Consider the following 17,413-nt stretch of genomic DNA (forward strand, 5'->3'; position numbering starts at 1 on the left):
GGACCGCGTCAGCCGAACTCCAGATCAAAGCCGGAGGCACCGGCACACCCGGCGATCGTGGCGGCATCGGACTCGGCCGCATCCCTGTGCCGAGGGGCCAGGGCATCGAACGGCTCGACCCTCAACGCCAACCGGTCACGTTTCCGCCGTTGCCGCCACACCCCGGCGATCTCGCCGTCGACCAGCACGATTCCCGGATTGGCGGCCGGCCGCCACACCGCCTTGCGCCGGGCCGGGTCGGGCACCAGGAGATGCCGGTCGCCCAGCTCGGTGATCGGATCGTACGGCGGCAGCAGGCGGACACCACTCGGATCGGCCGCCGCCCCGAGCGCCTCGATCTGCTCGGCGTGCGCCCAGTACTCGGCGCCGTCCACCTCGACGGGACGCAGCTCCTCTTCGACCGGCTTCCACCAGCGGCGCGCGGCCCGCGGCGTGATGCCCAGCCAGGACGCCAGCTGAGCCGGCCCGGCCGGACCGGACGTCGCGAGGAAGCCACGCACCAGCCCGGCGCGGCCGTCGACCGGATCCGCGGGCCGGAACGGCTCGGCCGGACGGTAACGGAACCGGCTCGGAGTCCCGGTGTCGACCTCGATGACGAGCCCGGCCTGAAGCGCGGCCCGACGGAAACAGCTGGTCCTGGACGTGGAACACCCCGCACCCCTCGCACCACGGCGCGAGCCGCCGGTCCACCTCCGGGCTCACGGCCCCGCTGAGTTCACCCTTCGTCGGCGACCGCCCGTCCGCGACAGCCGCCCGCATCACCGTGGCGACCTCGTCCAACGCGGCCCCGAAAGAGAGGCCCTCTTCGGCGAGTGCGGCACCGAACGGCCCGATCGACTGCGGCGGCAGATCACCACCGTCCTCAATCCGCAGCGCCGCCGCCAGCCGCGCCAAGTCGGCGGCGCGGTGCATGTGCATGGCCGCCCGTATCGAATGAACCAGCACCATCGACGCGTCCGGCACCTGCCCCGTCCGCAGCCGCACGGCAAGTGGCGCGCTCCGCCCAGGCGGATAATCCTGGACGCCGGTCGCCAGCACCGTCTCCGCCCGTCCCCGCGGGCCGAGCCCGTGCGCGGCGAACCGGTACGCGATCACTTGGGCACGGCCGACCATCATTCCGCCGCCCTCCGATCGCACATCACGTCGAGCAGCTTCCCCATCACCGACTGGGCTGTCGCCGACGCCCGGGGCCCGACCGCGGTGAGCGACGCGACCAGCACGGCCGCCTCCCCCGGCGTCAGGGTGAGCGGCGGCAGCGCCGGACGCAGATCGAGCCCGTACCCGCCACCGCTGCCGCGCCGAGCTCGGACGGGCACACCCGCGTCCTGAAGCTCGGCGACGTCCCGTTCGACCGTCCGGGTCGTGACGCCCAGCGTCTCGGCCAGTTCCCCCGCCGACACGTACGGCCCGCTCCTGAGCCGCAGCTCCTCGATGAGCCGATGCTGACGCTCCACCCGTCCGATCACAGGTTGCGTGGACCTGAGCATGTGAACCACGCTAGGCCACCATCCCGACACGCCCATGTCGGGAACCCGCCGAGCGGCGCCCGCCATCGGCGCAGACCCTCCGAGACATGCGGCCTGAAAGGCATAAATCCCGTGAGCCGGGTAAATGGAATGACCTGACCAGGGGTTCGGGACCCAATGCCTGGATGTGACATGTTCGAGATCGAGGACATTCGCGAGTGGCGCGGCCGTGAAGTGATCGACGAGTCCGGAAGCAAGGTCGGCCAGCTGGAGGCCATCTACGTCGACACCGCGACCGACCAGCCTTCCTTCGCCACCATCAAGACCGGCCTGCCGACCCGGCAGCGCCTCGTGTTCGCACCGCTCTCCGGGGCGACGGTGGGCCCGGAGCACCTGCGGGTCGCGCGCGCGAAGAAGCAGATCAAGAACGCTCCCGCGATCAGTACCGACGGAGAGCTTCTCGCCGGCGACGAGCAGGCGGTCTTCGACTACTACGACATGCCCTACCGGGCGGCCCCGGACGAGCGCCGGCTCGCACGCCGCTGACCGGCCACCACGTCCCGCCAGGGAGGGATCGCCGTGACTTTGTTCTTGTTCATCCTTCTAGTGGCGATCGCGCTGGGAATCATCGGCTTCGTCGTGGAGGGCCTGTTCTACTTGCTGATCATCGGCGTCCTGGTGTTCCTGGCCAATCTCGTCCTGAGCGGAATACGCCTGGGCCGCCACCGAGCCTCCCGCCCCACCCGCTGACCCAACGACCGGCTCACCTGACCGCGAACACTCAGGGCACCAGGGCGCGGTTCATCGGTGCCACCCCTCGTACGCTCCCGGAGCCGAACCCAAGGTGGAGTTCACCGACGCCGCCTGGCACCGGGATGCGAGGGCAAACACCGGAACAGCTCCCCGTGACGGGGAACGCCACACGGACGCCGTGGAGTTCGATGAACTCGCGCTAGACCGTGGGGGACGCCGCGCTCCGTCGGCCGCGCGGGCAGGCGCACGGCTTGCGCCGGCGGTGTCTAGTTGAGGTGCTCGGGCGCGTCCTTGTGGGTGAGGGACGTAGCTTGGTCGAGGGGCCTGTAGGAGGTAGCGGGTGCGGTACATGGTGTTGGTTTATGACTGCGACGGATCTCCAGAGGACAGCGAGGAGTACGTCGCGAAGCGCGACGCCGTCCTGGACTATGTCTCGATGCTTCGCGAACGGGGCGTCTTCCGGGGGGCAGACCCGCTGCGGGGGCCGCACGCCGCGACGACGGTCAAGGTTCAGGACGGGGAGACGCTGGTCCGGGACGGGCCTTTCGCGGAGACCCGGGAGTGGTTCGCGGGATACTTCCTTCTTGAGTGCCACGACTTGGACGAAGCGCTGGAGTATGCGGCGGCCTGTCCGATGGCAGCGGACGCGGGGGTGGAGGTACGCCCGGTTCGTCTGGTGCCGCAGTGGTATGACCCCGTCGACCGGCTCCGGGAAGTGCTGAGCGAGTGACCTCCGCCCCAGGTGCGGACGACGAGGGATCCGCCGATCGCCGGGATGCTGAGATCGGCGAACAGGCGGACGCCGGTGCAGCAGGTGTCGCCCAGGCCGAACTGGACCGGGTGTTCTCCGAGCACCATGGGCGTCTTCTTGCGGGACTCGTGCGCGGCCTCGGAGACTTCGAGGCCGCCGAGGACGCGCTGGCCGACTCGCTCGAGATCGCGATGCGGCACTGGCCCCGGGACGGGATACCGGACGACCCCGTTGCCTGGTTGTTGACGGTGGCGCGTCGACGCGGACTCGACCGGCTGCGAAGGGTCGAGGCGAAGGAGGCCAGGACTCGCGCGGCCTTGTCGGTCGACCCGACCGCCCACCGCTTCCGGGCTCCGGCGGTGGAGTGGGAGTCGGGACTCGGGGCGTTGGGCGATGAGCGACTGTCCCTGCTGTTCACGTGCTGCCATCCGCTGCTCGGGATGCCCGCCCGGGTCTCGCTGACGCTCCAGGCCGTCGGGGGCCTGACCGCCGCCGAGATCGCCAGGCTGTTCCTGGTTTCGGAGGCCGCGATGGCCCAGCGTCTGGTCCGTGCCAAGCGGAAGATCCGCGACGCCGGGATCGCCATCGCCGTGCCGCCGGATTCCGCGCTCCCCGAGCGTCTGGATTCCGTGCTCGCCGTGATCTACACGATGTTCACCGGCGGGTACGTCCGCGGGCCTGGCGACGAGCGGCTCCTGAGCGTCGACGTGTGCTCCGAGGCGATCCGGATCGCCAAGCTGCTCGCCGTGCTGATGCCCAGCGAGCCGGAGGTTCTCGGGCTCAACGCGCTGTTGCTGCTGCAGCACTCCCGTCGGGCCGCCCGGGTCGGCCCCGGCGGCGACCTCGTGTCCCTGGAGGACCAGGATCGCGGCACATGGGATCGTCGAGATGTCGACGAGGGTCTGCGAGTCCTCCGGGCCGCGGCTCGTCACAGGCGCCCCGGTGTCTATCAGCTTCAAGGGGCCATCGCCGCTGAACATGCGCGGGCATCCGCGGCCTCCGAAACCGACTGGACCACGATCGCGGAGTTGTACGCCGCGCTGGCCGAGATGGACCCTTCTCCGGTGGTCGCCCTCAACCACGCCGTGGCCGTGGCGATGGCGACGACGCCGCAGGGGGGTCTGCGGCTGCTGGACGGCCTGGCCGGCCTGGAGGCGTACCACCCGTTCTACTCGGCACGCGCCGAACTGCTCCGCCGCGCCGGCGATGCCCCCGGCGCCCGGGTCGCCTACGAGCGTGCTCTGGAACTGGTCACGAACCGGGTCGAGGAGCGGCATCTGCGGGCCCGGCTGACTGCGCTCGACGCCTGATTCACGACCCGGCGCAGCTTTCCTCTCATCGAGGTGTCGAGTCCGGCGGGGCGATTGCGTCCTTGGTTCGGAAGACGGAGCGAGGCGCTCCCACCCCACCGAGAGGAAAGCTCTGATGAGCACAAATCTGGTCTGGTTCGAGATTCCCGGCGCGGGACGCATGGCCGTCTGCAAGGACGACCAGGGCACCACGTTCGGGCTCTACGAGCCCGCGCGAGCATGAGCCGGGAGAGGGTGCCGGCCTGGACGCTGGCGATCACGTGCACGGCCGCGTTCATCGAGGCGGTCGATCTGCTGGCGGTCACGACGGCCCTCCCGCAGATCGGGCGGGACACGGGTGCTTCGTTCATCGACCTCGAGTGGGTGATCAACGCCTACGCGCTGGCCGTCGCGGTCGGGCTCTTCGCCGGCGGGGCGCTGGGTGAGCGTTTCGGACGGCTCCGCGTCTTCAACGCCGGCGTGGCCATCTTCACGATCGCGTCGATCGCCGCGGCGCTGGCGCCCGACGCGGAGACGCTGATCGCGGCGCGGGCGGCGCAGGGCATCGGCACGGCGATCGTGACACCGGTGACGCTCACGCTGATCATCGCCGCCTTCCCGGCCCGGCGCCTCGGCGTGGCACTGGGAGTCTGGGGCGGAGTGGTGGGCACCGGCGTCGGTGTGGGACCACTCGTCGGCGGCGCGGTCACCGACGTGTTCGGGTGGCAGTCGATCTTCTGGATCAACGTTCCCCTCGGCATCCTGACCGTGGTGCTCTCGCTGCGCTTCATGGCCGAGTCCCGCGGTCGTGGACAGCCGCTCGACCTGGTCGGGCTCGCCTTGGTCAGCGCCGGTTCGCTCGTGATCGTGCGGGCCGTCCAGGGTGCCGACAGCGCCGGGTGGGACGACGCGTCCACGCTGGTCCAACTGGTCGTCGGCGCGGTGATCGTGGCCGGGTTCGTCCTGTGGGAGAGCAGGACGCCCGAACCGATGCTGCCGCTCTCACTCCTGCGGATGCCGAGTTTCGCCTCGGCGAACGCGAGTGCCTTCCTGATGGGCGCGGCACTCTTCAGTTCCGGTGTACTGATCACCCAGTACTTCCAACTCGGGAGGGGCTACTCGCCGACCGAGTCGGGCCTGGGGCTGCTCCCGTGGACGGCGACGCCCATCCTGGTCTCCCCGATCGCGGGCAAGCTGGCGGAGTCGGTCGGCAACCGGCCTCTCATCGCGGCCGGATTGCTGCTGCAGGGCATCGGGCTCGGCTGGTTCAGCGTGGTGGCCGGGGTCGGAACGTCCTACCTCACCTTGCTGGCGCCGCTGTTCGTCGCCGGAGTGGGCATCTCGCTGGTCTTCCCGACCGTGGCGGCCGCGACCCTCGACGCCGCCGGCCCGGCCAGGATGGGCGTCGCGTCCTCGACCACCAACGCCGGCAGGCATGTCGGCGGGGCCATCGGGATCGCGGCCATCGGAGCCGTCTTCCTGGCGGCCGGGGGGTTCGAGTCGCAGGACTCGATCGTCGATGGCCTGCGCCCCGCCCTCGTGACCGCCGCGGTCCTTTCCGTGCTCGGCGCGCTGACGGGCTTGGGCGTTCGACCATCTCCCTCCCCGGCCGGCTCCGAGCCGACCGGCGCCGGTTCGGGCACCGAGCCGCGCACCGCGGAAGCCAAGTGAGGCGACCACGGCCACGAGCATGATGTCGCTCACCACCGGCGATCACAGGTCGCCGGCCCAGGTGAGGGCTCGATCGACTGAGTGGCGGGTGAGGCCGGTCGCGGAGTCGATGGAAATGAGCAGCGGACGTGTCACCTTGGTGTCTCTCCCCAGACGAGCCCCCGCCCAATGAGGGCAGGGGCTCGTTGCCTTGCGCCACCTAGCGGTTGACAGGTCCGGTGCGGTCACCCGTACTCCTCCATCACCTTCGTGATCAAGGTACGCGACTCCTCGACGGGCGTGAGGTGGAAGGCAGGCCGCGGGGCTCGGGCAACGCCGAGGGCACGACTCCTAGGCGAAGAGGTCGTCGGCGGTGTCGGCGGTGACGACCCGCTGAATCCAGCGCTCGATCTGGCCAAGATCAGTGCAGCCCTCGACCCGGTCGCGGACATCGTCGGTGACGGGGATACCACGGGCTTCCAGCAACAGCAGAAGCGCCTTGACCTCACCTTCCACGCGACCTTCCTCACGGCCCTCCACGCGGCCCTCCGCACGGTGGCTCTTGGCGAAGTCCGACTCCCATTCGTAGCCCTTGACCGACATCGTCTCCTCCAAGATTTTGCGGGCCGCGTCAGACAACCGCGACGTTACACTTCTGATCTCGTGGGCGTAGCTGTGACTCCACCACCACACCCAGCTTGGGACGCTTGGGGTCCCCGAGTAGGACGGTGGCGTCACACCTCAGCTCGGCCGGGTTGACGTCAGCGTAGGACTCCGACGTCAACGTGGTCGGCACAAGGTCGGGCACATCGACGCCGAAGACGCTGCGCAACAGTTCGGGAACGAGCTGCGGGCGGTTGCGGACCATCTCAAGCGGTAGCGACGGCCGGTGGTTCGTTTCGAGCACCGGAGAGCGGCTGGGGCCATGCGACGATCCGGAGCGCGCGGCTGTCAGGCTCGCCGTTCTCCTCGTTCCCTGGATCGTCTGCGCCCTTGGTGGCACAGCGCTCACATCCGGCGAGGAGCGCGCGTCCGAGAAGTTTCGCAACACTGAGTGATCGTCCCGATGCAATCTTTGGGATGTCCGCTGGGCCATTTGAACGTGTCGCGAGAACATTCCCGGAGGGTGAACAGTGACTTAGACGGCATGAGACGCGAGCCGTTCTCTCGCCCGGTGGGGCGTGACGCAGAGTCGCCGATTCCGGTTCCGCGGCTCGACCCAGTGTGATCGACTTCACGCTTTACGGTGAGCATGTGCGGAGGGCACGGAGGGTCGGTCGACAAGTTTCTCCGGATTTTCGGAGAGCCCGTACCCGGGCCCTCACCAAAGCGGAGGAACGCTCCGCACGACTTGGCGAACAGCGGCGTTTTCGCTGGTCAGAGCATTGACATTGTGGTCTTGAAGGGACATGTCGCTCAGTCATTGAGGGGGTTTACACGATCCTCAGAGTGACCGAGTCAGGCCATTCACCAGCTGTTTCCCCACAATTTGGGTTGCGCCGGAACGAGTCATCGCTACACTGCTGGCTCATCGTCACCCTACGTCTCTCCGGGCACTCGTAACTGCGAGCACACCCGCATGTCTGCCGCGTCACGCGGCATCCCCCGCCATCGCTCAGGTGTGATTCTGGCCCGGGAGACGAGGAGAGTTCCCCGATCATGAGGAGAAACGCAATGCGCTCAACTCGGCTGGCCGCGGCAGGAGTCGCCGCGGGGGCAATGGTGCTCGGGATGGCGGGCCCGGCACTCGCTGATGGCAAGGCCTCGGCTTCCCCCAACCCGTTCACGGCGGGCTCGAAGATCACCGTCACGGTGGCCGGCTGTGAGAGCAAGCCGGTGCTCGCGCACCAGGGCACCATGGTGTTCGCCGAAGTGGTGAAGTTCACCCAGAGCGGCGCCAACTGGACGAGCGGCCCGGTCACGACGTTCGACAGCAGGCATCTGAAGGCCGGCCAGACCTACAACTACAAGGTCACCTGCCACGACGCCAACCAGCAGAAGCTGACGATGACGCTGCCCCTCACGGTCGCCAAGCCCGACGGGAACCCGGACCCGACGCCGGAGTTCAAGTTCGGGTACGACAAGGTGAAGCTGTCCAGCCGCCGCGTCGCCCCCGGCCAGAACGTCACGTTCACGGTCAACTGCCCGACCGCGGTCAGCGTCTCGGGCAACGGCTACACCAAGAACCCGCTGCCGGTGAAGAAGGCGGGCAAGGACACCTTCACCGCCACCGGCACGTACCGCAGCAACCTGCCGGACCCGACCACCGTCACGGTGGTCTGCAAGGACTTCGGGTCGGTCAAGTACAGCACCAGCCCGGAGAAGGCCGGCGGCAGCGGCAACGGTGGCGGCAACGCCATGGAGCCGAAGACGCCGAAGATCCCCACCGGGCCGATCAACACCGGTGACGGCAGCTCGCTGGGCAACGACGGCTCGCCGATGATGGCCGCCGCCTGGGGCGCGTTCATGTTCCTCGGCCTCGGCGCGGTCGCGCTGCGCCGCCGGACGGTGCAGGAGCGTTCGTAAGTTGCCTGACTTCTCAGCAACGGCCGCCGGTCGCCGCGCCATGGGCGTGGCGGCCGGCGCGCTGCTCACCGGACTCCTGTTGAGCGGCTGCGGTGGCGACGACGGCAGCGTCACCTCCGAGGGCACCCCCGCGGCGACCGGCTCCGCCGGTGCCACCGCGGCGGCGGTCTCGGCGCCGCTGACCCATTCGCAGCCAACGAAGATCACCATCCAGAAGCTCGGCGTGTCGGCTCCCGTCAGCGAGATCGGGCTCCTGCCCAACGGGCGCGTCGAGGAACCGCCGCTGAGCAAGCCGAACCTGGTCGGCTGGTACAAGGAGGGCGTCACGCCGGGCGAGATCGGCCCGTCGGTCCTCCTCGGCCACGTCGACGCCAACGGCAAGCAGGCCGTCTTCTACCGCCTGAAGGAACTCAAGGCGGGCGACAAGATCCAGGTGGCGCGCAAGGACGGCACCACCGCCACGTTCGCCGTGCAGCAGATCCAGCGCGTCGACAAGAACGCCTTCCCTCACAAGAAGGTGTTCGGCGCCCAGCTGGACCACGCGTCCCTTCGCCTGGTGACCTGCGGGGGTGCTTTCGACCCCAAGTCGGGCCACTACAAGGACAACGTGATCGTGTACGCCAAGCTGGCCGGTTCCTGACCGACCCCAACGCGACCGCCCGCCCGTCCACGGCCGTGGAGGGGCGGGCGGTCTCTTGGTCTCATCACCGGCCTCCGTGTCGCCCGCCGACGGGAGACCACGGCCGTCCCCGTGCGCGGCGCCTCAGGCCACGCTCGTGGACGCGCGGCCCCTGCCGCATGGCGGGGGAGGGCCCGGTGTTCAAGCCAAGTCCCGGAGGCCGGGAGCGTCAGCGGCGGTACAGGTTCAGCTTCTCCTCGCCGATGCGTGCGCGGAGGGCCGGGTCGTCCACGCCCTGCCCTTCGCCGGTGGCGCCGCACAGGACGGCGACCTTGCCGATGTGCTGGTTGGTCTGGACGGCGCGGGTCGCGTCGCCCGCCTCGTCCAGCGGGAACACCGCCGACAGCGTCGGGTGGATCATGCCGAGGCCGATGAGGCGGTTGACCTCGACGGCCTCGTGGTAGTTGAAGCCGTGCGACCCGATGATGCTCTTGAGGCGCATCCACAGGAACCGGTTGTCGTACTCGTGCTTGTAGCCAGTGGAGGAGCCGCAGGTGACGACCTTGCCGCCGCGCTTGGCGACGTACACGGACGCGCCGAACGTCTCGCGGCCGAGGTACTCGAAGACGATGCCCGGGTCCTCGCCGACGAGGCGGCGGATCGCCTCGCCCAGCATCCGGCCGGCCTTGGGGTGGCGGAGGCCCTGCTCGCCGAGGTTCAGCTCGTTGCGGTTGATGACGTGTTCGCAGCCCTGGGAGCGGACGATGCCGGCCTTGTCGTCCGACGAGACGACACCGACGGGGATGCCGCCGCCGTTCCTGACGAGCTGCGTCGCGTACGAGCCGAGACCGCCGGTGGCGCCCCAGATCAGGACGACGTCGCCCTGCTTCATGCGGGCGCCGTGCGTGCCGACGAGCATCCGGTAGGCGGTGGCGGCGCAGAGGGTGTTGGAACCCGCCTCCTCCCAGGTGAGGTGGGCGGGCTTGCGGATGAGCTGGTTCGCCTTGACGATGCAGTACTCGCCGAGGGAACCGAAGTTCGTCTCGAAGCCCCACGCGAGCTGCGTCTCGCTCATCATGCCGTCGTCGTAGGAGCCGTGGTCCTCCTCGTCCACGTAGGACGGGGACAGCACGACCTTGTCGCCGACCTTCCAGCTCTTCACGCCGCTGCCGGTGCGGACGACGACGCCCGAGCCGTCGGAGCCGAGGATGTGGTACGGCAGGTCGTGCCGGGCGCCGTACCAGCCCTGCCGGCCGAACTTCTCCAGGAACGCGAACGTGGGGACGGGCTCGAAGATCGCCGACCAGACGGTGTTGAAGTTGATCGCGGCGGACATCACCGCGACGACGCACTCGTCGGGGGCGAGCTCGGGCATGTCGACCTCGCCGACATGCATGGAGCGGCGCACGTCCTTGTCCGCCTGACCCTCGAAGATCCCGACCTCGTCCTTGCGGGTGAACGCGGCGCGGAAACGGGTCGGCAGGTCGATGTCCTGCAGCTCGGGTCCGGTCGCGCCGGACCGTACGGCGTCGAGCAGGTCGTGGGACTGGGCCATGGGGGTGTCCTCCGTGGAACGACGGGGTTCGGGGCGGCCCTCAGCGGGCCGGGTTCGACGTGGTGGCCGGGGCCGGAACGGCGTGCTCCCGCCGTCCGCCGAGCCGGCCCTCCAGGTGCGCGGCGAGAGCCTCCACACCGGGTGGGTCGAGCAGGTTGAGGTGGTGCACCCCGGGGATCGTGACGATCTCCAGGTCGGAGCAGAGCCCGCCGAACCCGTTGGTGCCGTCGAGCACGTAACGGGCATCGCGGACGGCCCAGGGGGTTTCCTCGGGCGCGTGGTAGAGGATGACGCGGCCGTCGTACGGCTCGGGCCGGTACGCCTCCAGGGAGCGGGTGTCCTGGTGGGACGTGAGCTGATGCGTGAGGGCCGCCGGCGGGATGTAGTCCACGAGCGGGGCCGCACGCTCCATGACCAGCGCGAACTGCGCCTCCTCGTCCAGCCCGGACAGCTCCTCGTAGGTGAGGGTGACGTCCAGGCCGTACGTCTCGTTGATGTAGTCGGCGAACGCGGAGAACCGGCGGGCGAGCGTGTCGGACTCGTCGTCCACGGCGAGCGGGAGGCCCGCGTCGAACAACGCGACGAACTCGACGTCGCGTCCGGCGGCGGTGAGCTGCCGCGCCGTCTCGTAGGCGAGGACGCCGCCGAACGACCAGCCGCCGAGCCGGAACGCGCCGTCGGGCTGCGCCTCCAGGAGGTGCCGGACGTAGCGGGCGGCGCGTTCCTCGACGGACGGCGCGTCCTCGAACCGTTCCAGCCCGTACACCGGCTGGTCGTCGCCGAGCAGGTCGATGAGCTGCCGGTAGCAGGCGGTGGTGCCGCCGGCGGGGTGCGCGATGAAGATCGGGCGGCGGCCGCCGGACGGCTTCAGCGGCCGGACGGTCTGCCGCGCGGCCTCCTCGTCGGCGGCGCGGATGAACTCGGCGACGTTCTCCGCCGTGGGCACCTCGAACAGCTCGCCGCGGGTGACCCCGGGGCTCTCCCCGGCCGGCCGGCCCCGGCCTGCCACCTCGGCCAGTTCGGCCGCGACCAGGGCGACGATCTGGTCGGCCTGGTCTTCGCTGCCGCCCAGTTCCGCGAAGAAGTCGGCCGTGACGCCGACGCGGTCGAGGCCCAGGACGTCCTCGAAGATGCGGACGGCGAGGCGTTCGGCGGCGTCGCGCGGCATGACGTATCCGGCTTCGGCGTTGGACACGGCGGCGTCCCGTGCCGGGGCCGGGGCGTCCGACAGGCCCAGTTCGCCGGCCGCCCACTCCTCGAAGACGTTGACGCTCGCGCCCTGCAGCAGCACCGACGCGGGGACGGTCAGCCCGAGGTCGTGCTCGACCCCGCTCTTGATCCGGACGGCGACCAGGGAGTCGAGGCCGAGGTCGGTGAGCGGGACGGACGGGTCGAGGCGCCCCGGGTCGAAGCCGAGGACGGCCGCGATCCGGTGCTTGACCTGCGTGGCGATCATCTTTCGGGCGGTGGCGGCGTCGACGTCCTTGAGCGCCTCGACGCCGGGCCAGTCGCCCGCGTCGCCCGCTCCGGCGTCGTCGGCCGCCTCCGTCAGCGCGGCGAAGTACGGCATGTCGCGGATCTCGGGGAACAGCCCGACCGCCGTGACGGGGTCGAAACGCAGCACACCCGTCGCCGGCCTGTCGTGGACGAGCAGCGCCTCCAGCGCCTCGGCGCCCTCCGCCGGGCTGATCGGGTCGATGACGGTGACCGACGTGTCCGCCGCACCGCCGACCTGTGACCACGTGCCCCAGTTGATGGTGGTTCCGGGGCGTCCATTGGCCCGCCGGTACGCCATCAGCGCGTCGATCGCGGCGTTCGCGGCGGCATAGGCGGCCTGGCCGGGCGAGCCGAGCAGCGCCGCGGCCGAGGAATGCATGACGAGCCAGTCGAGGTCGAGATCCCAGGTGGCCTCGCTGAGCCGCCGCGCGCCCTCCACCTTCGCCGTCCACACCCTGTGGAGATCCTCGGCGCCGAGGTCGGCGATCAGCCGGTCGTCGATGGCACCGGCGCCGTGGACCACGCCGCGCAGCCGCGCGCCGCCCTCCTGCGCGACACCGATGAGCCGCTCGGCCATGCCCGGCCTGGCGATGTCGCCGAGGACGACACCGACGTCCACGCCGTCCTCACGCAGGCGGGCGATCACTTTCTCCGCGTCGGCGTCGGGCCCGCTCCGCCCCGACAGGACGATGCGTCCCGCACCGCGTTCGGCCAGCAGCCGCGCGGTGACCAGGCCGATCCCGCCGTACCCGCCGGTGATCACGTAGGCGCCGCCGCGCCGGACGACCCGCCTCGGCCTGGCCGCAGCCTCCGGCAGCCGCGCCTGCGCGAGACGCGCCACATGACGTACGCCGCCGCGCCAGGCGACCTCTCGCGCGTCACCGTCGCCGAGAAGCTCCGCGACCAGATCGGCGGGACGGTCGACGTCCACATGCGTGACCCGCTGAACGGTCCGTTCGAACGCCAGCACACGGGTGAGCGCGCTGATGAAACCGTGGCCGGGTTCGCCTCGCTCCCCGTCCTTCACAGGGACCGCCCTGTGCGTCGCGACGTAGAGACGGGGGCCGTCCGGGAGCGAACGGCTCACACCGGCGACGGCCAGAACCAGGTCCTCGTCCACAAGATCCGCGGACGGGACGAGGACGACGCCGTCCACCGGACCGTCCATCGCCGGATGATCGTCCGGCGGGCGGTTCGTCAGCCGGTGCCGGACGACCCGCCGCCCGCGCCTCTCCAGCCCGGCGACGGCCGCGGACGCGAGCGCGTCCTCCTCATCGGACAGCACCAGCCAGGCACCTCCGGCCTCGGCCGACCGGGCCGCGTCCGGCGCGGGACCGTCGAGTCCGGATGCGCCGAGTCCGGATGCGCCGAGTCCGGATGCGCCGAGTCCGGGTTCGTCGAGTCCGGGTTCGTCCGTGCCGGGCAGCGGCGACTCGTTCCAGACGAGTTCGACGAGCTTGTCGGCGACCGGGACGGGCACGTCGTGACGCTCGACGCGGCGCAGAACGATACCGGTGGCCTCGGCGAGGAGCCGGCCGTCCGCCGCGAGGAGCAGGACCGAACCCGTGATGCCCTCGTCGTCCAGGCACACCGCGGCGCGGACATGCCCGCCGCGATGCGTCGGCCCGTACACGCGCAGGCTGCCGATGGTCTCGGCCAGCCACGTCCCCTCGGCGAGGGCCGCCGCCTCGTCCGACAGGACGGACAGGCAACGGCCGAACACCTCGGGGTGCAGCCGGTAGTGGCGGCTGCCGCGCTCGGCGCCCGCGACCTCGGTGGCGGCGCCGGACCCGGACTCCGCCGGTGACCGGTGGTCCTCGCCGACGTCCGCGCTGGCCAGCCGCGTCCATGTCCCCGCGGGCGTCAGCGCGTGCACCTCCACCCGCTGCTCCGCCTCCGCGAACGTCGTCGTCACGGTCGTGTGGTCGGCGAGCGCGAGCGGCCGCTCTATCCACAGGCTGTTGACGCGGACGCCGTCGATGCCGAGCGCGGTCGCCCCGGCGGCGAGCGCCATCTCCGCGAACGCCGCGACCGGCAGCGTGTGCAGGCCGTGGACCATCGTCTCGCCGAGCCACGGCTGGGCGGCGAGACCCACGTCGGCACGCCAGGCGTGTCGCTCTTCGCCGGGCATTTCCACATGCGCACCGAGGAGTGGGTGCTCGTCCCGTCCGCCGGACGTGCGCGACGACAGGTCGACCCAGTGCCGCTCGTGCCGCCACGGCGACTGCGGCACGTCGATGATCCGCCCGTCGGCGGGCGCGGCGATCGCGTGACCGTACGCGGCCAGGGTGGCGAGCTGCGCATGGAAGGTCAGGGTGTCGTCGGTTTCCTGCCCCTTCGGTGCCCGCTTGAGCGTGTGGGTGACGAGCGCTCCCGTCCCCTCGAGGGTCTCCCCGACCGCGTGCGCGAGAATGGGATGCGCGTTGACCTCGACGAACGTCCGGAACCCGTCCTCGGCGGCCGCCGACACCGCATCCGTGAGCCGAACGGCGTTCCGCAGATTCGCCGCCCAGTAGGACACCCCAAGCCCACCCGCACTGCTCGTGGGCGCTGCGGTGTTCGTGGAGGTCGCGGTGTTTGTGGAGGTCGCGGTGAAATCGAGTAGGGCGCGGGGGTCGTCCAGGGCCGTGGTGTAAAGCTTGATGCCTTCGGCGAGGGGCGTGCCGCGTTCGGTGCCGACCTCGGCGAGAAGCTCGCGCAGTTCGGGGAGCAGCGGGTCGACCTGGGGCGAATGCCCGGCGCCTTCGGCCTGGACCATCCGGGCGAGGCGCCCTTCGGCCTCCGCGCGCTTGACGATCTCGGCGACCTGGCCGGCGTCGCCGGTGACGACGGTCTGCTTCGGTGACGAGTGCACCGCCGCGTACACCTCGGGCAGACCCTCGCCCAGGCGCGCCACCTCGCCGGCGGACGCGCCGAGGACGGCCATCGCGCCGCCGCCGACGAGCCGCGTCAGCAGGCGGGACCGGCGGCAGATGACGCGGACGCCGTCCTCCAGGGTGATCGCGCCGGCGACGACCGCGGCCGCGACCTCGCCCATCGAGTGGCCGATCACCGCGCCGGGCGTGACGCCGTACGACTTCCACATCCGGGCCAGGCCGATCTGGATCGCGAACAGCACCGGCATCGTGACGACCGGGCCGTCCGGCTTCTCGCCCCCTTCGAGCAGCGCCCACAGGCCCGGACCGCCCTCCGCGGCGAACAGGCCGTCCAGGTCGTCGATGGCCTCGGCGAACGCGGGCTCCTCCTCCAGGAGCCGCTGCGCCATCCCTGCGCGTTGCGCGCCGTAGCCGGAGAACACCCATACGGGACGGCCTGGAGCGCCGAGAGCGGAGCCGTTCACCACACCGGGATGGGGCCGGCCCTCCGCGAGAGCGGTCAGGCCGTCGATGAGCCCTGCGCGGTCCCGGGCGGCGACGGCGGCGCGGGCTCGTCCGCGGCCACGGCGGCCGTGCAGAGTGCGCGCGAGGTCGGGGAGTTTCACGTCCTGGTCCGGGAGCCACCCGGCGAGGACGGCCGCGTGGTCGCGTATACGGTCGTCGCTGGTGTCGGACAGCGGGAACGTCCGGACGACGGCCGCCTGGACGGTCGTCTCCTGCGCTGGGGCCTGTTCCAGAAGGACGTGTGCGTTCGTCCCACCGAAACCGAAACCGGACACGCCGGCGCGCGCGGGGTGACCCCGCTCAGGCCACGGCGTCTCTTCCGCGACGACCGCGAGGCGCAGTTCGTCGAACGGGATGTGCGGGTTGGGTTCCTTGTAGTGCGCGCTAGGCGGGATGACCCGGTGATGTAGCGCAAGGACGGTTTTGATGAGCCCGGCTATGCCCGCCGCAGACTCCATATGCCCGAGGTTGGATTTGGCGGAGCCGAGCAGGAGAGGCACATCGGGTTCGCGTCCGGCGCCGAGAATTTCACCGACCGCCTTGGCCTCGATCGGGTCGCCCAGGAACGTACCCGTCCCGTGGGCCTCGACGTAGTGGACCTCCTGCGTGTCGACGCCCGCGCTCGCGTACACGTCGCGGAGCAGGGCGCGCTGCGCGTCGGAGTTGGGGGCGACGAGGCCGTTGGACCGTCCGTCGGAGTTGACGCCGGAACCCTTCACGACCGCGAGGATCCGGTCACCGTCCCGCACCGCGTCCGACAGCCGCTTCATGACGACGGCGCCGCAGCCCTCCGCGCGGACCATCCCGTCGGCGGACGCGTCGAACGCCTTGCAGTGCCCGTCGGACGCCGTCCCGCCCGCGAGGTCGAACGTCATCGTGACGGTCGGCGACAGCAGGACGTTCACGCCGCCGGCGAGCGCCACGTCGGCCTCACCGCTGCGCAGCGCCTGCACGGCGAGGTGGGTGGAGACCAGCGACGACGAGCACGCCGTGTCGACGATCATGCTGGGGCCGCGCAGGTCGAGCAGGTACGACAGCCGGTTCGCGATGATGCTGAGCGCCGCGCCCGTCGCCGTGAACGGCTCCAGGGACGCCAGGTCGGACGCGGTGAACGCCGCGTACTCCGGCGCGGAGACGCCGACGAACACGCCGGTGCGGCTGCCGCGCAGCGACGCCGGCCCGATGCCCGCGTGCTCGAACGCCTCCCACGCGACCTCCAGGACGAGACGCTGCTGCGGGTCCATCACCGCCGCCTCGCGCGGGGTGATGCCGAAGAACTGCGCGTCGAACCCGGCGACGTCGTCGAGGAAACCGCCGAGCCGGGTCGTCCTCGCGAGCAGGTCGCCGACCTCGGGGGAACCGTCGTCGAACGGATCCCAGCGGCCGTCCGGCACCTCGCGGATCGCGTCGCCCCGGCCGGTCAGGAAACGCCAGTAGTCTTCGGGGCCGGTAAGGTCGCGTTCCCCGCCGGGGAAGCGGCAGCCGATGCCGACGACGGCGACGGGCTCGTCGTTCGCGGCCTCCCGCACGGCGAACGCCGGCTCCGGGCGCCGCACCTCGGCGGCACCGCCCGCGAGCGCCAGGGAGAGCTTGTTGATCGTCGGATGTTCCCAGACGAGGGTGGCGGGGAGGGCCCGTCCCAGCATCTGCTCGAGCTCGCCGGCGATCGCGACCGCGTCCCTGGACGCCAGCCCGAACTCCTCCAGCGGCCGGTCGGGGTCGATCTCGGCGACGTTGATCCTGGAGCGACGCGCGATCTGCTCGATCAGGTGCCGGCGGATCGAATCCTCACTGATCCGAGTCTCGTCCTGCGCGTTGTCCCGCGCGGCTCCGGAACGATCATTGCTCTGCATGCGGTGGGTTCCCCCCAAAACCGGGATCGTTCAGCGAAGCGGAGGGACCCACTTTGTCCTACGATGACCAGCTC

The 17,413-nt window shown here is 70.8% G+C and carries 12 protein-coding genes and 1 pseudogene; 7 read left to right on the top strand and 6 right to left on the bottom strand.

Annotated features, from left to right (window positions below):
• Positions 1-8: 8 nt before the first annotated feature.
• Both ACTWPP_RS05460 and ACTWPP_RS05465 read right to left on the bottom strand, forming a co-directional pair.
• Positions 9-611 (bottom strand): annotated as a pseudogene (locus ACTWPP_RS05460) (DNA glycosylase AlkZ-like family protein); the annotation flags it as partial.
• A gap of 501 nt (positions 612-1,112) precedes the next feature.
• A complete protein-coding gene (locus ACTWPP_RS05465; protein ID WP_443102971.1) occupies positions 1,113-1,454 on the bottom strand; it encodes a helix-turn-helix transcriptional regulator in 342 nt (113 codons plus the stop codon).
• A 204-nt stretch (positions 1,455-1,658) separates the two neighbouring features.
• On the opposite strand from ACTWPP_RS05465, the gene ACTWPP_RS05470 reads away from it, so the two are divergent.
• The 5 genes from ACTWPP_RS05470 (at position 1,659) to ACTWPP_RS05490 (ending at position 5,930) form a co-directional block, all read left to right on the top strand.
• Positions 1,659-2,012, top strand: coding sequence for a PRC-barrel domain-containing protein (locus ACTWPP_RS05470; protein WP_443102972.1), 354 nt, complete (start codon positions 1,659-1,661; stop codon positions 2,010-2,012).
• A gap of 33 nt (positions 2,013-2,045) precedes the next feature.
• Positions 2,046-2,216, top strand: a complete 171-nt coding sequence (locus ACTWPP_RS05475; protein ID WP_443102973.1) for a hypothetical protein — start codon at positions 2,046-2,048, stop codon at positions 2,214-2,216.
• 352 nt (positions 2,217-2,568) lie between these two features.
• On the top strand, positions 2,569-2,949 hold the full coding sequence (locus ACTWPP_RS05480) for a YciI family protein (RefSeq protein WP_443103412.1): 381 nt from the start codon (positions 2,569-2,571) through the stop codon (positions 2,947-2,949).
• Positions 2,946-4,280 (top strand): RNA polymerase sigma factor, encoded by a 1,335-nt coding sequence (locus tag ACTWPP_RS05485; protein WP_443102974.1) that lies wholly within the window; start codon positions 2,946-2,948, stop codon positions 4,278-4,280. The genes ACTWPP_RS05480 and ACTWPP_RS05485 overlap by 4 nt, the downstream gene beginning before the upstream one ends.
• A gap of 219 nt (positions 4,281-4,499) precedes the next feature.
• Positions 4,500-5,930 carry a DHA2 family efflux MFS transporter permease subunit gene (locus ACTWPP_RS05490; protein ID WP_443102975.1) on the top strand — a complete coding sequence of 477 codons (1,431 nt, stop codon included), beginning with the start codon at positions 4,500-4,502 and terminating at the stop codon, positions 5,928-5,930.
• A 330-nt stretch (positions 5,931-6,260) separates the two neighbouring features.
• On the opposite strand, the gene ACTWPP_RS05495 is transcribed toward ACTWPP_RS05490, so the two are convergent.
• Together ACTWPP_RS05495 and ACTWPP_RS05500 are read right to left on the bottom strand one after the other, a co-directional pair.
• Positions 6,261-6,512: a hypothetical protein gene (locus ACTWPP_RS05495; RefSeq protein ID WP_443102976.1), complete on the bottom strand. Its 252-nt coding sequence runs from the start codon at positions 6,510-6,512 to the stop codon at positions 6,261-6,263.
• Positions 6,513-6,540: 28 nt separating this feature from the next.
• Positions 6,541-6,960: a hypothetical protein gene (locus tag ACTWPP_RS05500; protein WP_443102977.1), complete on the bottom strand. Its 420-nt coding sequence runs from the start codon at positions 6,958-6,960 to the stop codon at positions 6,541-6,543.
• A gap of 623 nt (positions 6,961-7,583) precedes the next feature.
• On the opposite strand from ACTWPP_RS05500, the gene ACTWPP_RS05505 reads away from it, so the two are divergent.
• Together ACTWPP_RS05505 and ACTWPP_RS05510 are read left to right on the top strand one after the other, a co-directional pair.
• Complete coding sequence (locus ACTWPP_RS05505; RefSeq protein WP_443102978.1) at positions 7,584-8,435, top strand: hypothetical protein; 852 nt, start codon at positions 7,584-7,586, stop codon at positions 8,433-8,435.
• 1 nt (position 8,436) lies between these two features.
• Positions 8,437-9,075 carry a class F sortase gene (locus ACTWPP_RS05510; RefSeq protein WP_443102979.1) on the top strand — a complete coding sequence of 213 codons (639 nt, stop codon included), beginning with the start codon at positions 8,437-8,439 and terminating at the stop codon, positions 9,073-9,075.
• A gap of 208 nt (positions 9,076-9,283) precedes the next feature.
• Here ACTWPP_RS05510 and ccrA read toward each other — a convergent pair whose 3' ends face one another.
• Complete coding sequence (gene ccrA / locus ACTWPP_RS05515) at positions 9,284-10,609, bottom strand: crotonyl-CoA carboxylase/reductase (RefSeq protein WP_443102980.1); 1,326 nt, start codon at positions 10,607-10,609, stop codon at positions 9,284-9,286.
• A gap of 40 nt (positions 10,610-10,649) precedes the next feature.
• A complete protein-coding gene (locus ACTWPP_RS05520) occupies positions 10,650-17,339 on the bottom strand; it encodes an SDR family NAD(P)-dependent oxidoreductase (protein ID WP_443102981.1) in 6,690 nt (2,229 codons plus the stop codon).
• Positions 17,340-17,413: the final 74 nt, after the last annotated feature.

Origin of the sequence: Actinomadura sp. 3N407, from assembly GCF_052245875.1 — a bacterium.
In the GTDB taxonomy this organism is placed as follows: Bacteria; Actinomycetota; Actinomycetes; order Streptosporangiales; family Streptosporangiaceae; genus Spirillospora.

Coding starts and splice junctions, on each gene's coding strand:
- ACTWPP_RS05470 (WP_443102972.1), top strand. CDS start 1,659: ATGTTCGAGATCGAGGACATTCGCGAGTGGCGCGGCCGTGAAGTGATC.
- ACTWPP_RS05480 (WP_443103412.1), top strand. CDS start 2,569: ATGGTGTTGGTTTATGACTGCGACGGATCTCCAGAGGACAGCGAGGAG.
- ACTWPP_RS05490 (WP_443102975.1), top strand. CDS start 4,500: ATGAGCCGGGAGAGGGTGCCGGCCTGGACGCTGGCGATCACGTGCACG.
- ACTWPP_RS05495 (WP_443102976.1), bottom strand. CDS start 6,512: ATGTCGGTCAAGGGCTACGAATGGGAGTCGGACTTCGCCAAGAGCCAC.
- ACTWPP_RS05505 (WP_443102978.1), top strand. CDS start 7,584: ATGCGCTCAACTCGGCTGGCCGCGGCAGGAGTCGCCGCGGGGGCAATG.
- ccrA (WP_443102980.1), bottom strand. CDS start 10,609: ATGGCCCAGTCCCACGACCTGCTCGACGCCGTACGGTCCGGCGCGACC.
- ACTWPP_RS05520 (WP_443102981.1), bottom strand. CDS start 17,339: ATGCAGAGCAATGATCGTTCCGGAGCCGCGCGGGACAACGCGCAGGAC.